General features: G+C 34.0%; 12 protein-coding genes. 3 read left to right on the top strand and 9 right to left on the bottom strand.

The genetic code is table 11. From position 1 onward, the window contains the following. Positions 1–370: 370 nt before the first annotated feature. From AC1DVP_RS19835 to AC1DVP_RS19820, 4 genes are all read right to left on the bottom strand, one after another. Positions 371–1804: an MFS transporter gene (locus tag AC1DVP_RS19835; RefSeq protein ID WP_477185211.1), complete on the bottom strand. Its 1434-nt coding sequence runs from the start codon at positions 1802–1804 to the stop codon at positions 371–373. Between the two features lie 122 nt (positions 1805–1926). Then, positions 1927–3078 carry an endo-1,4-beta-xylanase gene (locus AC1DVP_RS19830; protein WP_477185210.1) on the bottom strand — a complete coding sequence of 384 codons (1152 nt, stop codon included), beginning with the start codon at positions 3076–3078 and terminating at the stop codon, positions 1927–1929. A 68-nt stretch (positions 3079–3146) separates the two neighbouring features. After that, positions 3147–5312, bottom strand: coding sequence for an alpha-glucuronidase family glycosyl hydrolase (locus AC1DVP_RS19825; protein WP_477185209.1), 2166 nt, complete (start codon positions 5310–5312; stop codon positions 3147–3149). A 250-nt stretch (positions 5313–5562) separates the two neighbouring features. Then, entirely contained in the window at positions 5563–6597 is a 1035-nt protein-coding gene (locus tag AC1DVP_RS19820; protein WP_477185208.1) for a LacI family DNA-binding transcriptional regulator, read from the bottom strand. 367 nt (positions 6598–6964) lie between these two features. Here AC1DVP_RS19820 and AC1DVP_RS19815 point away from each other — a divergent pair, with 367 nt between their 5' ends. Then, positions 6965–7819: a DUF3943 domain-containing protein gene (locus AC1DVP_RS19815; protein ID WP_477185207.1), complete on the top strand. Its 855-nt coding sequence runs from the start codon at positions 6965–6967 to the stop codon at positions 7817–7819. Between the two features lie 1040 nt (positions 7820–8859). Then, a complete protein-coding gene (locus AC1DVP_RS19810) occupies positions 8860–9696 on the top strand; it encodes a hypothetical protein (protein ID WP_477185206.1) in 837 nt (278 codons plus the stop codon). Between the two features lie 62 nt (positions 9697–9758). Here AC1DVP_RS19810 and AC1DVP_RS19805 read toward each other — a convergent pair whose 3' ends face one another. The 4 genes from AC1DVP_RS19805 to AC1DVP_RS19790 form a co-directional block, all read right to left on the bottom strand. After that, complete coding sequence (locus AC1DVP_RS19805) at positions 9759–10613, bottom strand: CvfB family protein (protein WP_477185213.1); 855 nt, start codon at positions 10611–10613, stop codon at positions 9759–9761. 114 nt (positions 10614–10727) lie between these two features. Continuing rightward, entirely contained in the window at positions 10728–12338 is a 1611-nt protein-coding gene (locus tag AC1DVP_RS19800) for a family 43 glycosylhydrolase (RefSeq protein WP_477185205.1), read from the bottom strand. Between the two features lie 202 nt (positions 12339–12540). Then, on the bottom strand, positions 12541–12885 hold the full coding sequence (locus tag AC1DVP_RS19795) for an L-rhamnose mutarotase (RefSeq protein ID WP_477185204.1): 345 nt from the start codon (positions 12883–12885) through the stop codon (positions 12541–12543). A gap of 71 nt (positions 12886–12956) precedes the next feature. Then, positions 12957–14609 (bottom strand): alpha-L-fucosidase, encoded by a 1653-nt coding sequence (locus AC1DVP_RS19790; RefSeq protein WP_477185203.1) that lies wholly within the window; start codon positions 14607–14609, stop codon positions 12957–12959. 267 nt (positions 14610–14876) lie between these two features. Here AC1DVP_RS19790 and AC1DVP_RS19785 point away from each other — a divergent pair, with 267 nt between their 5' ends. Continuing rightward, positions 14877–15755 carry a helix-turn-helix domain-containing protein gene (locus AC1DVP_RS19785; protein WP_477185202.1) on the top strand — a complete coding sequence of 293 codons (879 nt, stop codon included), beginning with the start codon at positions 14877–14879 and terminating at the stop codon, positions 15753–15755. A gap of 74 nt (positions 15756–15829) precedes the next feature. On the opposite strand, the gene AC1DVP_RS19780 is transcribed toward AC1DVP_RS19785, so the two are convergent. After that, on the bottom strand, positions 15830–16171 hold the full coding sequence (locus tag AC1DVP_RS19780) for a DUF2853 family protein (RefSeq protein ID WP_477185201.1): 342 nt from the start codon (positions 16169–16171) through the stop codon (positions 15830–15832). Positions 16172–16350 lie beyond the last annotated feature (179 nt).

Here is a 16350-nt window from a genome sequence, read left to right as displayed (position 1 = left end):
GCCGGGAAATACAGATAGTACTTTCCGTTTTTATGCGCAGCATCGGGAGCCCACATCTGCTTTTCTGCCCAGGCTACATCAGCTACATGCAGGGCAACGCCATTGTCAACTGTTTCCGACGTTATGCTTTCCATTGAAAACACATGGTAGTCTTCCATCCCAAAATGGTCTCCGTTGTCATTAAACGGAATTCCMGCATCAATATCRTGCGAGGGATAAATGTATATCTTGCCGTTAAATACATGCGCTGAGGGATCAGCGGTGTACATATGCGACACCAAAGGCTGTGAAATSGCGGTTTTATTAATCTGCTCAAAATTAATTTGTTCAATACTATCTTCTGGCATACTCTTTTTTACGTTTTTTATAATTAATTTCTTCTTTCTTTTAGRTCGCTCTCAATCTGAACCTCCATTTTTTTGTCTATCTTATAGAAAAACAGCAAACCGCATCCTATCAAAAAAGGAACTGCAGGAAAAACGCTCACTAATAGCTTGATGCCGTTTATCGTTACCTCCGACTGAGTCAGGGAATTGGGAATATACTGAAAATACCCTAGGAATAAGGTCGTTAAGGCTCCTCCGATGCTCAGTCCCGCTTTTAGCCCAACCATCATCGCTGAAAATATGATGGCGGTCGCTCGGCGGTTATTGAGCCATTCCGAATAATCGGCAACATCTGCTATCATTGCCCACAGCAGCGGAATTGTGATTCCGTAGAAAAATCCATGCAGAATCTGTGACAGRAAAATAAGCCCGATATTGTCYGGCGGAAAAAAATAAAAAGCCAAAATAAAGACTGTCGAAATAAACAGAAATAGCCCGAAGATGTTTCTCTTYCCGTATTTATCGGCCAGGCTTTTAGACAGCGTGATCCCGACAATCATAAAAATAATTCCTCCCGCATTAAACAGTCCAAATCCTGCCGCAACCGGATCATTCCCAAAATGGTTTAGCCCAACGCTCGACAATGAATCCAATATCGGCTGAATAAAAAGAGCCAGCTGTTTCTTATCCACATAATTTTCAAAATAATACACATACGAACCCCCTTTCAGAGCCAGTGTCACAAACACCAAAGTCGTCAGCGTCAGCATGATTACCCAAGGCTTGTTTTTGATCAGGTCGGCCAAGTCTTCCCTCACGCTCGACTTTTGCTCCGGTTTTGGAATAATGCGCTCTTTGGTGGCCAAAAAGGTGATCAAAAGCATGATAGTGCCAATGATGGCCAATACCGTCATTACTTTTTCAATACCCACTGCCTTGTCCCCGTTGCCGGCGCTCTTGATAATCCCCAGCATAAAAACCTGCACAAAAAACTGCGCAAACATTACTGCCACAAAACGATAGGACGATAAACTGTTCCTGTCTGACATATCTCCCGTWATCACGCCGCTTAAAGCCGAATAAGGCAGATTGTTGCTCGCGTAAAAAAGCAGCAAAAGCGTATAAGTCACCGCCGCATAAACTATTTTTCCGTTATAGGAAAAATCAGGCGTGGTAAATGCCGCCAAAGCGACACATCCCAGAGGCAAGGCCGTTATCAGAATCCAWGGACGGAATTTTCCCCATTTTGTGCTGGTCCTGTCGGCCAAGACACCTATTATCGGATTGAAGACAAAAGCTGCTATTAAGCCGACCGCTAACATAATTATWGACGAATGCGTGGGAGACAGTCCATAAATATCCGTATAGAAATAGGCCAGATACGTCATCAGGGTCTGAAAAACTAAATTTGCCGCTAAGTCGCCTAGACTGTATCCGATTTTTTCCTTAACAGACAGTTTTTGTGAAATGGTACTCATTATTTGTATTGGTTTATTGAGGGGTTAATGCTAAAATCGATTCTTTTAAGCACTTAATTAAAACAATCGGTTGTGTAAAAGTATTAAAAAAAAACTCTAATTATTTATATAACTGATTACTTTTAATTTTTAAAAACCTTTTTCTTTCCAATCTTGTTATTTTCCAGCTCCTTTAGCTGCATAACGCTATTGTACGCTTTTTTGGGTTTTAAATTAGTATCAAACAATAATGGATAATTGGTTCTTCCTTTTATTGGCCAGTCATTTAACCATGACTGTCCATCATGAACGCCCCAAAATGTCACACGGCTGATTTTATCTTTATGCTTTAAAAATAATTTAAAAATTGAAGCATAACGTTCTGCCAATTTAGTCTGGATAGAATCAGGAAGCGTTTTTGGATAAGGATTCATTTTTGCACTTCCCTCAAAGCTTTGATTTACATCTGCTCCTTGTAAATCCCAAGGATTTGGCAGTACCGTAATATCCAGCTCAGTAAAGGCTACTTTGACACCCAATGCTGAATAAGCCAAAATACTTTTTTCAATTTCCTCTAATGACGGGCTTTCTAATCTCCAGTGCCCTTGAATACCAACACCATCAATTTTTCCGCCATGCGCTTTAATATATTTTATCAATTTAATTGCGCCCTCTCTCTTTTTTGGTTCACAGATGTTGTAATCATTATAATACAAATCAACCTTAGGATCTGCTTGTGCTGCAAGTTTAAAAGCATCTGCTAAATAACTTTCGCCAAGCGTATTCAGAAACACTGATTTTCTATAAGTACCATCTTCATTCAATGCTTCATTAACAACATCCCAAGAATTAATTCGTCCTTTAAACTTGGAAACGATGGTTGTGATATGATCTTTCATGAATGCTTTCATTTCGGTACTATCTTTTATTTGAGTCATCCAAGGAGCTAATTGGCTGTGCCAAATCAAAGTATGCCCATGAATAAACATTTTATTCTTTTCTCCGTAAGCTACAAACTTCTCGGTCATTGCAAAATCATACTTATCTTTTGAAGGATGAACAAACATCGACTTCATTATATTTTCAGCAGTAATAGCATTAAATTCTTTTCTGATTAAAGCGTCGGCCTTAGCATCCTTTTCTTCAATCTGGCTAACATTTAAAGCAGTTCCAATATAAAAGTCACCTTTGAAATAATTTTTTAAGGAAGCCTGAGCCGTTTTTGTGTTTTGTGAATTACAGATGCCTAATGCGAAAAGAAATCCAAGCAGTATACTGTTATTTATTAATTTCATTATTTATGTGTTTTTTAGATAATATTAAACTATTTTTTTAAATTTCTCAGCAGTGTTAAACAGTATCATTAGTTTCCAGGTGCAAAAGGAAATTTCAATGATTGAAAATATTCTAAAGTCTGTGCTGATTTTTCAACTCCTTTCGGCAGTTCTTTGCCAGAATACTGCTGAAAATATAACAGACAGGCATCCCTCCACCATTTTGCTTCTTTATATTGGATACTCAATAACATCTGCACTTCCTTAAAACGTTCGCTGTCAACATATTTTTCAGCTGTATTCCAAGTCTCCTGCATTTTTTTTACTTGGTTTACCCCCTGCTGGTATTTTAAAGCCATTCCATCCCAAAGACTGTGACCGTCTTTCAGCTTATAATCCCAAGAAACATGATGAAACCATAGTAAATACTCTTCAGGACAAGTCTTTAAATCATCAAAAGTATTTGCTGCATCTGGCGCATATTGCGAAACAGCATTGGTACCTGTTTTGGATCTATCGAAACCAATACCGTTTTTATCTGCTTTGTGATAATAAACAGGATTCCATTCTGGTCTTGATAAATTACTTACCCACGGACCTGGTCCATAATGATGGCCTGTGTCCATAATATGATGCAGTCCCAGAGGCGTCATATAATTAACAACTGCTTCACGGGATGTTAACATCATATTTTTTACCGGACGAATAAATTTTTCATCATTAGAAAAAGTACATCTTAACCATTCATCTGCAATCGTTGCTGCATCTAAATATGGATTCCAGGCAAGTCTTCCAAATCCGAACCAATTAGCCTGAGCAAAAGGATGTCCAGTCCAATTCAAATCATTTCCAATATTGGCAACACCCGCAATACCGGTAATTTTATTTTGATACAAAGAACCGTCAATTGCTTTTGCAACTGTAGAGCCTTTACCTTTTTGATACGTATCTGATTCTAAAACTTCCTGAAATAATTTAGGCAGAAACACCAAATGCGTGCTAAAGCCCAAATATTCCTGCGTTATTTGAAATTCCATCATTAAAGGTGTTTTTGGCATAGCACCAAATAATGGATGAAAAGGTTCTCTCGGCTGAAAATCTATCGCTCCATTTTTGACCTGAACAATAACATTTTCTCTAAACTTTCCGTCGTAAGGCTGAAATTCTGAAAAAGCCTGCTTAGCACGGTCATTGACATCATGCTCAGAATATACGAATGCTCTCCACATAACAACACCTCCAAAAGGAGCTACTGCATCTGCAAGCATATTGGCGCCATCTACGTGATCCCTGCCATAATTTTGCGGTCCAGGCTGTCCCTCTGAATTTGCTTTTACAAGAAATCCTCCAAAATCCGGAATTCTAGCATAAATTTCTTTGGCTTTGGTTTTCCACCAATTAATCACTTCAGCATCTTTTGGATCGGCAGTTTTTAAACCTCCAATTTCTATTGGTGCAGAAAATCGGGCTGTTAGATACACTTTAATTCCATAAGGTCTGAAAACATTGGCAAGAGCTTCAACTTTTTCTAAATATTGAGAAGTCAAAATCAAAGCATTTGCATTTACATTCGTCAAAACGGTACCGTTAATGCCTATCGAAGCATTTGCTCTAGCATAATCAATATAGCGCTGATCGATAAAATCCGGCAGTTTTTGCCAATTCCATAAAGAGAATCCGGCATAACCGCGTTCTACTGTACGGTTTAAATTATCCCAATGATTTAAAATGCGGATATTCGTTTTGGGAGAATCGGCAATATTTAGTTTTTCAATACTTTTATTAGTCTGAATCAATCTCAAAAAACCATAAACTCCATACAAAACGCCAACTTCCTTTTTACCGCTTATAATAATATGAGTTTTATTATTAATGCTAATTGATTTAATAATGTAACCTTCCTCATTAATTTGATTAAAATCAGATTCGATTGATTTTTGAATTTCTGAACTTAACGAAGCTTTAGAACCTATTATAATAGTATGATTCACTTCTAATTTTTTTCCAGCAGTGATTTTTTTCCCAAGCATATCAGTCAAAGCCGACTGCAGTTCATGTGTTGCAATCGTCTCTGTATCAGAATTCCCTAAAGCAACAATTCCTTGAATATTTGACAAATATTCCGATTTTAAATCCGAATTGCTTACCGCATCATATTGAAGCCATAACTTATAATCTTTTTGAGCAGCTGCAGACCATGATATTCCCAGTAGCAGAACAATCAGTCTCAAAAAGTTCATTTTATTATGTTTCATTTTTTGCGTTTTTCTTTATTTTTAATTTATGCCTAAATATTCTTTGAATATACAAACACTACTATTTTCATAATAATTTGTATAAAAAAATGAATTTTATAAAATTACCAACTTTATGCAATCGGTTGTGTAAAAATATGGGATTGTATTATAAGAAAAAAATTTTTACTCCTTTTTTTTCAAAAAAAAATCCGCTTGATCAAAAAATGACATCAAGCAGATTAAATAAGGTATTTTTATAAAGAAAAATTTACGGATTTCTATTGGAAGATTCACGGACAAGAACTTCAGTATTAAGGAATGTAATTTCTTTGGCATCGTCCTTTTTAAGCGAACTAAGACTCGTAATAATAATTTCAGCAGCAGTTTTTCCCATTTTTTCAGCAGGGTGTGTAATAGTAGATATATTAGGGTCTATTATCTGCGAAATGGGATCGTTATTAAAGCCAATAACAGCAATATCTTCAGGAACTTTTAACCCTCTTTTTTTAGCTGTCTGCACTGCGCTTACCGCAATTATATCTCCAGGTGCAAAAAGGCCATCGGGGATTGGATCTAAATCAAATAATTTATTGCTTGCCTTTACACCTTCTTTATATGTAACCGATTTCAAATTAATTATCAGCTCTTCATCTATCGGAAGATTATGGTCTCTTAAAGCTTCCATATAACCTCTTTTTCTTTCACTGTACAGATTACCTAATTCTGACCCGGCAGTTAAATGTGCAATACGGACACAGCCTTGCTCAATAAGATGTTTTGTAGCTTTATATCCCGCCGAATAATTGTCAATAACCACTCTAAACGTATTGTAATCCTTAGGAACCCTGTCTACAAAAACGAGCGGAATTTTATTATTAGTAAACTGCTGGAAATGTGAAGTATCTTTCGTCTCCATTGCCAATGAACAAATTACGCCGCTCACCCTATTACTGTATAACGATTTGGCCATATTTACTTCTTCGAGATACGAATCGTGAGACTGCATGATTATTACCGTATAATCCGATTTTTGAGCTGTAATTTCGATACCGCTAATTAAAGAAGACAAAAAGGGCTGTGTAACAGTTGGTATTAACACACCTATCGTTTTAGTATTGTTGCCACGAAGACCTGCAGCCAGAGTATTGGGAACAAATCCCATTTCTTCGGCAGTTTTTTTAACCTTTTTTATGGTTTTATCACTTATAGTATGATGATCTTTTAATGCTCGAGAAATAGTGGACGTAGCCAAATTTAGTCTCTCGGCAATATCATAGATCGTTACATGTTTATTTTCTTCCATTAACTCAATACAATTTTAGCCGTAAATATATGTATTTTAAAAACACCTCTAAGAATCAAAAATAAATTTTGTTTGCTTCAGGGAATTGCTCAAAAATAGTTTTGACCTAATTAAACTCTTCAAACTCATATCAGGAATGCTTTTCTTTAACAATATGGCTTCACATATATTGTTTGCATTAGCACAGTAATTAAACAATCAATTATCCAGTAGCTAGAATTAATTAATTATATTTGCGCCGTCTTAAAACTATGTTAATTCAATCTAAAAACAGTTAAAATTTAACTTTTATTAGAGACAAAAAACAAATACTCAATTTTAAATCCAATGCAAATTGGTTATCTTTTAACAGCATTTAATTCATAAAATGAATCCATTTAAAACCGTTTTATTCATTATTTTACTTTTACTTTCACAAAACATTAGTTTTGCACAACAAGCAGAAGAAACACAAATAAGCCAAAATCATCTGCCTGCATTTATTACGCAAAATTCAATTGCATATTCTGACTCTCAAATAGAAAGAGCAAATAATTACAATATGCTTATTCTGGGAGACAGTACTGTAAGGCTAAAAAATGGAAATACTTACCCGCCGGATCACAGAGATTATAAACGATTAGGAATAACAACTGCAATGTATGCAGGAACAGCTGTCCTTGCTTTTGGAATGCTATGGGCTATGCCGAAAAGTGTCAGTAATTGGGACAAAGAAGGAATTAAAGATAAGGGGGTTTTATGGAAATGGAAGGAAAATGTAAAAGCTGGCCCAGCTTGGGATGATGATGATTGGACTTTAAACTACATAGCGCATCCCTATTCTGGCGGGGTGTATTATATGACTGCAAGAAGCGGTGGTTTTAATATTTTTGAATCTTTTCTGTATTCAGCATTCATGTCCACTTTTTTTTGGGAATATGGAATCGAAGCTTTTGCCGAAATCCCTTCCAAACAAGACCTTGTCATAACCCCTGTATTGGGATCTGTTGTTGGTGAAGGTTTCTTTTATGCTAAAAAAAGTATTGTGAAAAACGATCACCGAATTTTTAAGTCCAGATTATTAGGATATACTGCCTTAGTTCTGATAGATCCGTTTAATACTATATTGGATGGTTTTGGTTATCAGGAAAAAGTAAAGACACAACTGAATGTAGCTCCGATAGGTTTCAATCAAGGAGCCAATAAAGCTATTTGGGGATTAAACTTCAACATGCAGTTTTAATTTATAAGAACTTTTAATACACTGAAAACCATTTTATTAAATCATTTCTTTCATTAAAATTTGAAACGAAACTAAAGCGTTAAATTTTAAAAAAAAATCTGTTTTTAACATTCGTGATAAAAAATAATTATTACTTTTATTTACTGCTAATCAATACTTTATAATAAAAACTATCGTTAGTTATTAATTCAGATTAGCACAGATTGTTCACTGATTTATTAACCTTTAAAAATGATTTTTTTGAGTGAATTTAAAATTATTGTCGCTTTTATTTTTATGGTTTTAAATTATATAATTTTTTCAAAAACTATTTTAAAATATAAGCCGATAGATGAAGTCTCTGTTAAAGATTATAATTGATAAAAAGTAACACCTAGAGGTTCAGTAAAAGATTTACAATCCCGAAAATTTGTAGCATAACAAAGAAAATAACGGATGTAAACTTTAAATGTATAGATAAACCAATGGCCGTAATGTGAAATTTAGACTTTATTGATTAATAACATTACTTTGATTTATAGACAATCCATTTAATAAAGTGATTTACAAACAGTAATACTAGTATACATATACCAATAGTATTAAATGCGGTTAAACATACTTTTGAAAATGTACAAAAGAGTTTTACTTTTAATTACACCTATATGGTATAAATAAAAGTAAAAAGAGAAAGACTAGCTAAAAATAACTAGTCTTTCTTTTTTTATTCCCTAATCAAGTAAATTCCATCTTTCTTTATCTTTCATCAATCATTTTTTTATCCAAAACACCAATCGCCTTTTTATTGGTTCCTTTTTTTGGATATTGAGTTCTATTCATTGACGGTATTAAACCTGCAGCATCACATGTTCTTTTATTTCGAACATGATTGGGATAACAGATCTATTCTGATGCAAAAAATAAAAAGGTGAAAAGCAATAAAAAAGAATCTTACAAAAAATTGATTTATTTATTTATTACTATTTTTAGCATAATTTCATTATATTTACTATCAGACCTACCTGCTTATCCTTTGCTTATTAACTTAATACACTAAACAAATGGAAATTTGGGATAAATATACTTCGACAATCAAGAATACTGTCTTGAATTCTTTAAATCAAAATAAAGATTTGAAATATTGGCGAGATGACATGTTTTCGAATATTATCATTTATATCATCCCCTTGAGCTTTATCGCATTAATACCTTCAATTATATGGGCACTAGATTCTGGTCACTATGTTATGACCGTCATTGACATTTTATGTGTTTTTATCATTATAATAGTCGGCTTCAAAAAAGGAATGAAAATAAAATACCGAAAACTGCTATTTATAGGCAATACTTACATTCTTAGTTTCTTCTTATTATATTATGTTGGCATTAATAGTACTCTCTATCTGCTTGCTTCCTGTTTTTTATCGGTTTTTATATATTCTTTTAAAAATAAATACACACCAGCACTTTTAAATCTTTATATTTCCATTTCTTATATTCTTTTGTATTCTTATGATTTTATAATAATTACAGATAAAAATTTTAAATCAAATGTACTTTTTGCAGTTTTCTCAAATTTAATTTTTCTAAGTTTTTTAATATGCATTTTAATTCCAAAATTGTTTAATGGACTAGACGACAGTTTCAAAGAAAGTATCCTTCATACCCAAAAAATAGAAAAACAAAACAACTTATTAAAAGAAATAACATGGATACAATCGCATGTAGTCAGAGCACCATTATCCCGCCTGCTTGCAATTGCCAGTCTTTTAAAAGACTCCAAAACCACCGAAGAAGAAAAAATATTTTTTTTGGATAATCTGATTATTTCAAGTGAAGAGCTTGATGTTGTCATTAAAGAGATTATACTGAAGTCTGAAAGCGTAAATAATAATTAATAGATTTATTCTAAAAATAATGTCCAAAAAAAAGGCTAATCTATTTATGATTAGCCTTTTTTTTATTCCTTAACCAAGTAAATCCCATCTTCCTTAATCTCAATCAATTTTTCCTTGTATAAAGAACCAATTGCTTTTTTAAAAGTCTTTTTGCTCATCTTTAGCACCGTTTTGATATCTTCGGGATGCGAATTATCTGTTAGGCGCAAAAAACCTCTGCTTGCCCTTAATTCATCGAGAATTTTTTCGGCATTGGGCTCTATACTTTGGTATCCTTGAATTTGCAGTGCAACATCAATTTTATTATCAGGTCTGATATTTTTTATATATCCCCGCATACGGTCGCCTGTACGTATAGCATCATCATAGACCTCATCTTTATACAACAAACCTTTGTGCTTTTCATTGATAATTACATTAATTCCTAATTCGGTAATATGCGATACTATCAAATCTACTTCTTCCCCTTTTTCAACAGTAAGGTGATCGTTTTTTAAAAATTGGTTTAATTTGCTTGATGCCACTAAGCGATTGGTTTTTTCATCCAAAAACAAATACACTAAATAGCGTTTTCCTTTTTCCATAGGACGAGCCTGTTCTTTGAACGGAACCAAAATATCCTTTTCCATTCCCCAATCCATAAACGCCCCTATCTGGTTAATATAATTCACCCGCAAAAGAGCAAACTCATTAAGTAAAATATAAGGCTCTAAAGTTGTAGCTACCGGACGCTGTTCATGATCCAAATAGGCAAAAACAATGAGTTCCTCCCCTATTTCAAATTCATTAGGCACATATTTATTGGGTAAAAGTATATCGTGTATTCCTTCCGGATCTTTTTCAGGGTCACCTAAAAACAAACCTACTTTGGTATCACGCAGTATGGTAAGTGTATTGTATTTTCCTATTTCAATCATTATCTTGAGATTCGTTGCCATTTTCGACAAACTATTTTTCGAATGGCAAAGATACGAAGTTTAAACTAAGAAATGTAAGGAGATTTCTTGATGCAGAAATCTCCTTCGGAAATTTTATTTGTTTTTGACCAATGTAATATCATCAATCATACAAAAGGAATTTGCTTTAGCAGAAGCTAAAAAACCAATTTCGACGCTTCCGTTTTTTATAGCAATATTTGAAATAGAAATGGTTACCCAAGCAGTATTCTCTTTGGCCACTTTCAAATTAAATGTTTGTTTTTTGCTTGTAGCATACATTGTCAAGTCTTCAAAACCATTGGAGTTTTTTACTCTGGCGGTCAAAGTATACAAACCGTCTTTTAAAGCAGCATAAGGAGATGAAGAAATAACTTGCGCAATTTTTCGGCTAAAATCAATCTTGTCGCTTATCTGCAGGCTTTTTTCACCGATTACTTCTTTTCTGTCCTGCTCTGAATTAAAATAATTTAACGTTGGCGAATTTTCGTCAGTTGTACTTATTTTATTTCCTTTTATAATTGTAGTGTTCCACCCCAAAAGCTGTTCTTGAATGGGCTTAAAATTACTCGGAATTTTATTCCGATCGGCTTCGAAACTGCCGTTCATTACAAAATTATTATCATTTGCAACTGTCCATTCTCCCGTTTTTTCATCGAGATTCCAAGAACTTAACGAATTAAAATGCGGCACATCTCCATCAAAAGACAGTGGAAACCATTGGTTGTAACCCAATCCATTTCCGGCAAAATCAGCCCAACGGTCACCACAATACAAAACAGTTTCCTCTTTTTTTCCTTTTATAGTGTAAAAAAAGCCAGTTTGTGTGACATGGGCATAATCCTGGGCAGACCCTTTCATAATCTGCATGTCATTTGCTGGAGTATAGGGCCCTCTAATGTTTTCTGAAACCAGATAATAAGCAAACGAAGAGTCCCAGCCGTATATATTAGAAGCGGCCATATAATACTTGTTTTTGTATTTAAACATACAATTCCCTTCACGGCTCTCTCCCTGAAAAACTTTATTACAATCTAGCAGATTTACTTTCCCATCGACAACCCCAATTTCTGAAACATAGATTTTATTGCGCCCCTTTCCGTAAGAATAAATAAGATACGATTTTCCGTCATCGTCAGTAAATACGGTTTGATCACCAGTATTTGTTGTGCCAATTAAAGGCTGCATATTAATTTTTTGATGCCATGAAAAATTGCCCGTTGGAGAATCGGACAAAGCAATAAGCACTTGTGCATCATGCTGAACAAATAGTGCATACTTATTCATTGCAGTAATAAAAGCTACTCCCAATCGTCCAACCCAACTATTTTTCCCATCAGGGTTTGCGGTTGCCTTTGTCAAAACATCACCTTCAAAATTCCAATTTACAAGATCTCCAGAACTGTAACAAGTAACCGACTCAAAAGTGGCATTTTTTAATGTTACTGACGGATTTTTTCGGTAAATATCAGCTTCTTTGTACTGCACTCCGTACCAATAGTATTTTTTTACGCCTGTTTTAGGATCTGGAAAACGAAAAATCCCTCCTCCCTGACTGTAGATAGGCATCCCTTTTTGAGTATCCCAAAACACATCATTTTTAATATTTTTTAATTGTGCAGTTACTATAATCGGCAAACCAAACAGCAGTATAATTAAAAATGTATTCCTTATCTTCAGTCCCAATGTATTCAGATGATTCTTCATATTTATTTTGAGTATTTTTTACAATGCTAAAATAAATTCATTGTTTTAACAAAATCATCCTGTACTGTCCCGAATGATTATTACAAAATCACCATCATCAGATAATCCTTTTTACTTTTTGTTTAATATCTAAATCTGACAGCTTGCCACTGATAATTTCTTAAACTTTAGCTACCATCAATTGGAACCATTATAATTGTGATTACTCTAATTTAAAGATCTGTTCCATTGCTGTCCATTTTTCACCTTTTTTAGCCTCAGGAAGTATTTGCTGAAATCTATCCATCATTTTTTCCCATTCTTGAACCTTTGGATTTAGGGCGTCCATTTGCTGTTTTCTTTTATGAGAATAACTTTCATCCGTTTCAATAATCATAAAAAGATGGTTTGCAGCCAAATAAATTTCCATATCTAAAATACCTGCTGCTTTTATGCTCTCGGTAATTTCAGGCCAAGCCTTGCCTTTAGCATGATGTGCTTTATATTCTTCTATTAATTGTGGCTCATTTACTAAATCACAAGCAAAACAAAAACGTTTTTTGTTCATTATCATTCCCATTATTTTAAAAAATTCAGTTTGTAAACTATTTTTAATTTGACTAATAAACTAATCTTTATTTAAACAATTTCTAGTGCATTTGCATAAGAAGCATCAGGTCTTTGATCAGGAAAATTGACTTCAAGGCCTTCTTCTTTTTGTATGAATTTAAGTTTTTGGCCAGTACTTACCAACGTAACCTGTTTTATATTTTTGGCATAATAATCTGCTTGTTTTCCTAAACTTTTAATTAAAACTGAACCATTCTCTGGCCAAGCCATTACAGTAGCGAAAAGTTTTTTTCCTTTTTGCGCAAATCGAATATCTGCTGCAGTATAAGGTTTTCCTTTACCTTCATTAAATCCCTGATCTGTTAAGGCTGCAGTACTTTCCTGCTGTGGACCTTCGCCAAATATTTTCCAAGGACGGGTACCATAAATACTTTCACCGTTAGCTTTCATCCAAACGCCAATTTCCTCAACAATGGCACGTTCCAATTCGTCAATACTTCCATCTCCCCGCACTGGAATATTCAGCATTAAGTTACCATTTTTACTCACTACATCAATTAGGGTATGGATAACAGTTTTAGCTGATTTATAACGTTTATTGCTATACACATCTCTATCATAATGCCAGTTTCCAAGGCAAGTATCTGTTTGCCAAGGCAAGGGTTCAATGCTGTTGCTTTGTCCTTTCTCGATATCCCAAACCATAGTTTTGCGTTGTTGCTCGGTTAGTATTTTACCCGTAACAACTGTCTGTACTGTTTTATTTTTCTTTAAGCTTTTATTATATAAATGTGCCGTTATACGCAACCCTGCATCACTAACAGGCCACAATGGCAATGCCGTATCATCAAAATAAATCAAATCCGGATTGTACTTATCTATTAAATCGATCGTTCTGTCATGAAATTTTTCTGAATAGGCTGCTGATGGTATGGAAGCTCCATCGCCCCAGTCCCATTGGCTGTTAACCGATGACTTTTCCGAAGGCTTTGAACTCAATGGATGATTCTGCACATATAAATCCTGAGGATCTAAACCTTCCCACCAAGTGCCAGCTCCGTCAGCCTTGGTCAAAGTTCCATCATAAGGCACTCCTGCTAAAGAACCGTTTTTATCACTCCCCTTAGAAGTATCAAACCAATTCCAGGCATGTGCGGCATGAACACTCACTGCAAAAGGCAAACCTGCTTTACGGGCTGCTTTTTCCCAACCTCCAATAATATCTTTTTTAGGCCCCATTTGTGTCGAATTCCAATGTGGCTGGTATTTACTGTCATAAAGATCTAAATTATCATGATGATTTGCCATTGCCATAAAATACTTGGCTCCAGCTGCTTTGTATAAATTAACCAATTCTTCCGGATTCCAATTCTCTGCTTTCCAAACATTGATAACATCTTTAAAACCAAATTTTGACGGATGCCCATACTTTTCTACATGAAATTTATATTGCCTTGAACCTTCCTCATACATTCCCCTTCCATACCAATCACCCGCTTCTGGCTGACACTGAGGCCCCCAATGTGCCCACATTCCGAATTTAGCATCCCGAAACCAATCTGGTACCTGATATTTTTCAAGAGAATTCCAAGTAGGCTTAAACGGTCCATCAAAAGATCCATCAAACGGAACTGCATCAAACACAGTATTACCTAACAGAGGTGATAAATAAAGCCCTGCAATTGCAGAAGCACCTAATTTCAAAGCTTTTCTTCTTTCCATTTTTTTAATTTACTTTTATAAAGATGTATAAACAGGCTGATTTAAATTATATATTTCCGATGAACTAAAAATTATACTCTATAAAATCTAATTCTACAAACAAATAAGCATTATCTAAATATTTATCATATAAATTTGCTAATCAAAAAAAATATAAAATAATTTTATAATAATTAATAACAAATATAATAGTATAATAAGATTCTATTTTTACCTGAAAACGATATTTTATTATTCAAAACCGATATTTTACTTTAAAAACTGTTTATGCTCAAAAGTATTTTCAAATATTCCTTCTCCTTATTACACATCGATTATGTGAAACTGAATCACAATTGGAATTATAACAATGTGATTAGCCCTTATTATCGTTTGTATTATATTGATGAAGGGCTTGGATTAATTTCGGACAACTCAAACAATCTTATTTTAGAACCTGGCTACATCTATCTTATTCCCAGTTTTACGTTATGCAGTTTAAATTGTGATACTTATTTGAGTCAATATTTCATACAATTTTTCGAGGAATCCCCAGACGGGATCAATTTGTTTAATACGAATCGAAAGATAATGAAGCTTGAAGCTACCGAAATTGATGTTTTACTTATCAAAAAAATGCATCAAATTAATCCCGGAAGAGGAATTAACAGATCTGACAATCCTAAAGTTTACGAAAAAGAGGCTTACTATAAAGAATATCGTTCGTTAAATAAAGAAATGAAAATACATTTGAAATTTGAAAACCAAGGCATTCTTCTGCAATTAATTTCCAGATTTCTTGAAGCTAATTATTTCAAATCCGACAACAACAATAGTATTCCTTCGAAAATTCTTGACAGCATGAGTTACATACAGCTCAATTTAAACGGCAATCTTACCGTGGAGCAATTAGCCTCGAGAGCCAATCAGAACAAAGATTATTTTTCGAAACAATTTCTCACCCATACTGGCCTAAGACCTTTAAACTACATTCACGAGAAGAAAATTGAAAGAGCACAATACTTGATTGAAACCACCAACAAAACGTTTTTAGAAATTGCCATAGATACAGGTTTTTCTAATTTACCTCACTTTTCAAAAATTTTCAAACAAATAGTAAGTTTGACTCCTGGTGAATACCGCCGCCAAAATGCAGAATTAAAATAATTTTGTATGCTTATTTGTAATGTATTAAACAAAAAAAGCGCCTCGATGAGACGCATTTTAAATAATCTGAAATTCTAATTGTAAGCACTTTCTCTTCCAAAATGAAGAGTTAACAAATAATAAACAACTGCACGATATTTATTTTTATTGGATTCTCCATATTGTCTTAATACTGCGTCAATTCCTGCTTTAAGAGCTGGGCTATCAGGCAAGCCTAATTTCTTAATCAAAAAGTTTTTCTTTACAGTAACTATTTCTGATTGCTGTGTTCCTGCAATAATTGAAGAATCAGGATTATATATAGACGGACCACAACCTATCGTTACTTTGGTCAATAACTCCATATCTGGATTAATCCCGCATTTTTCTTTCAAGTCTGTTGCATACTTAATAATTAATACATCTTTTGCGCTCATAATAATAAAATTAAGGTTATTAACCATCTCATAACTAACTCAAATTTAGTGATTTATTATTTATGTGTGCGATTTTTATTCATTATTTTTTCATAAAATTATCATCAGCTTGATTTTACATGCAAGATTGTTCCTATATAAAATTTAAACCGAATTACTACAATTCACATTAACTCTGA

Source organism: Flavobacterium sp. P3_A6 (genome assembly GCF_056403035.1).
This window is presented reverse-complemented; position numbering and strand designations above follow the sequence as displayed.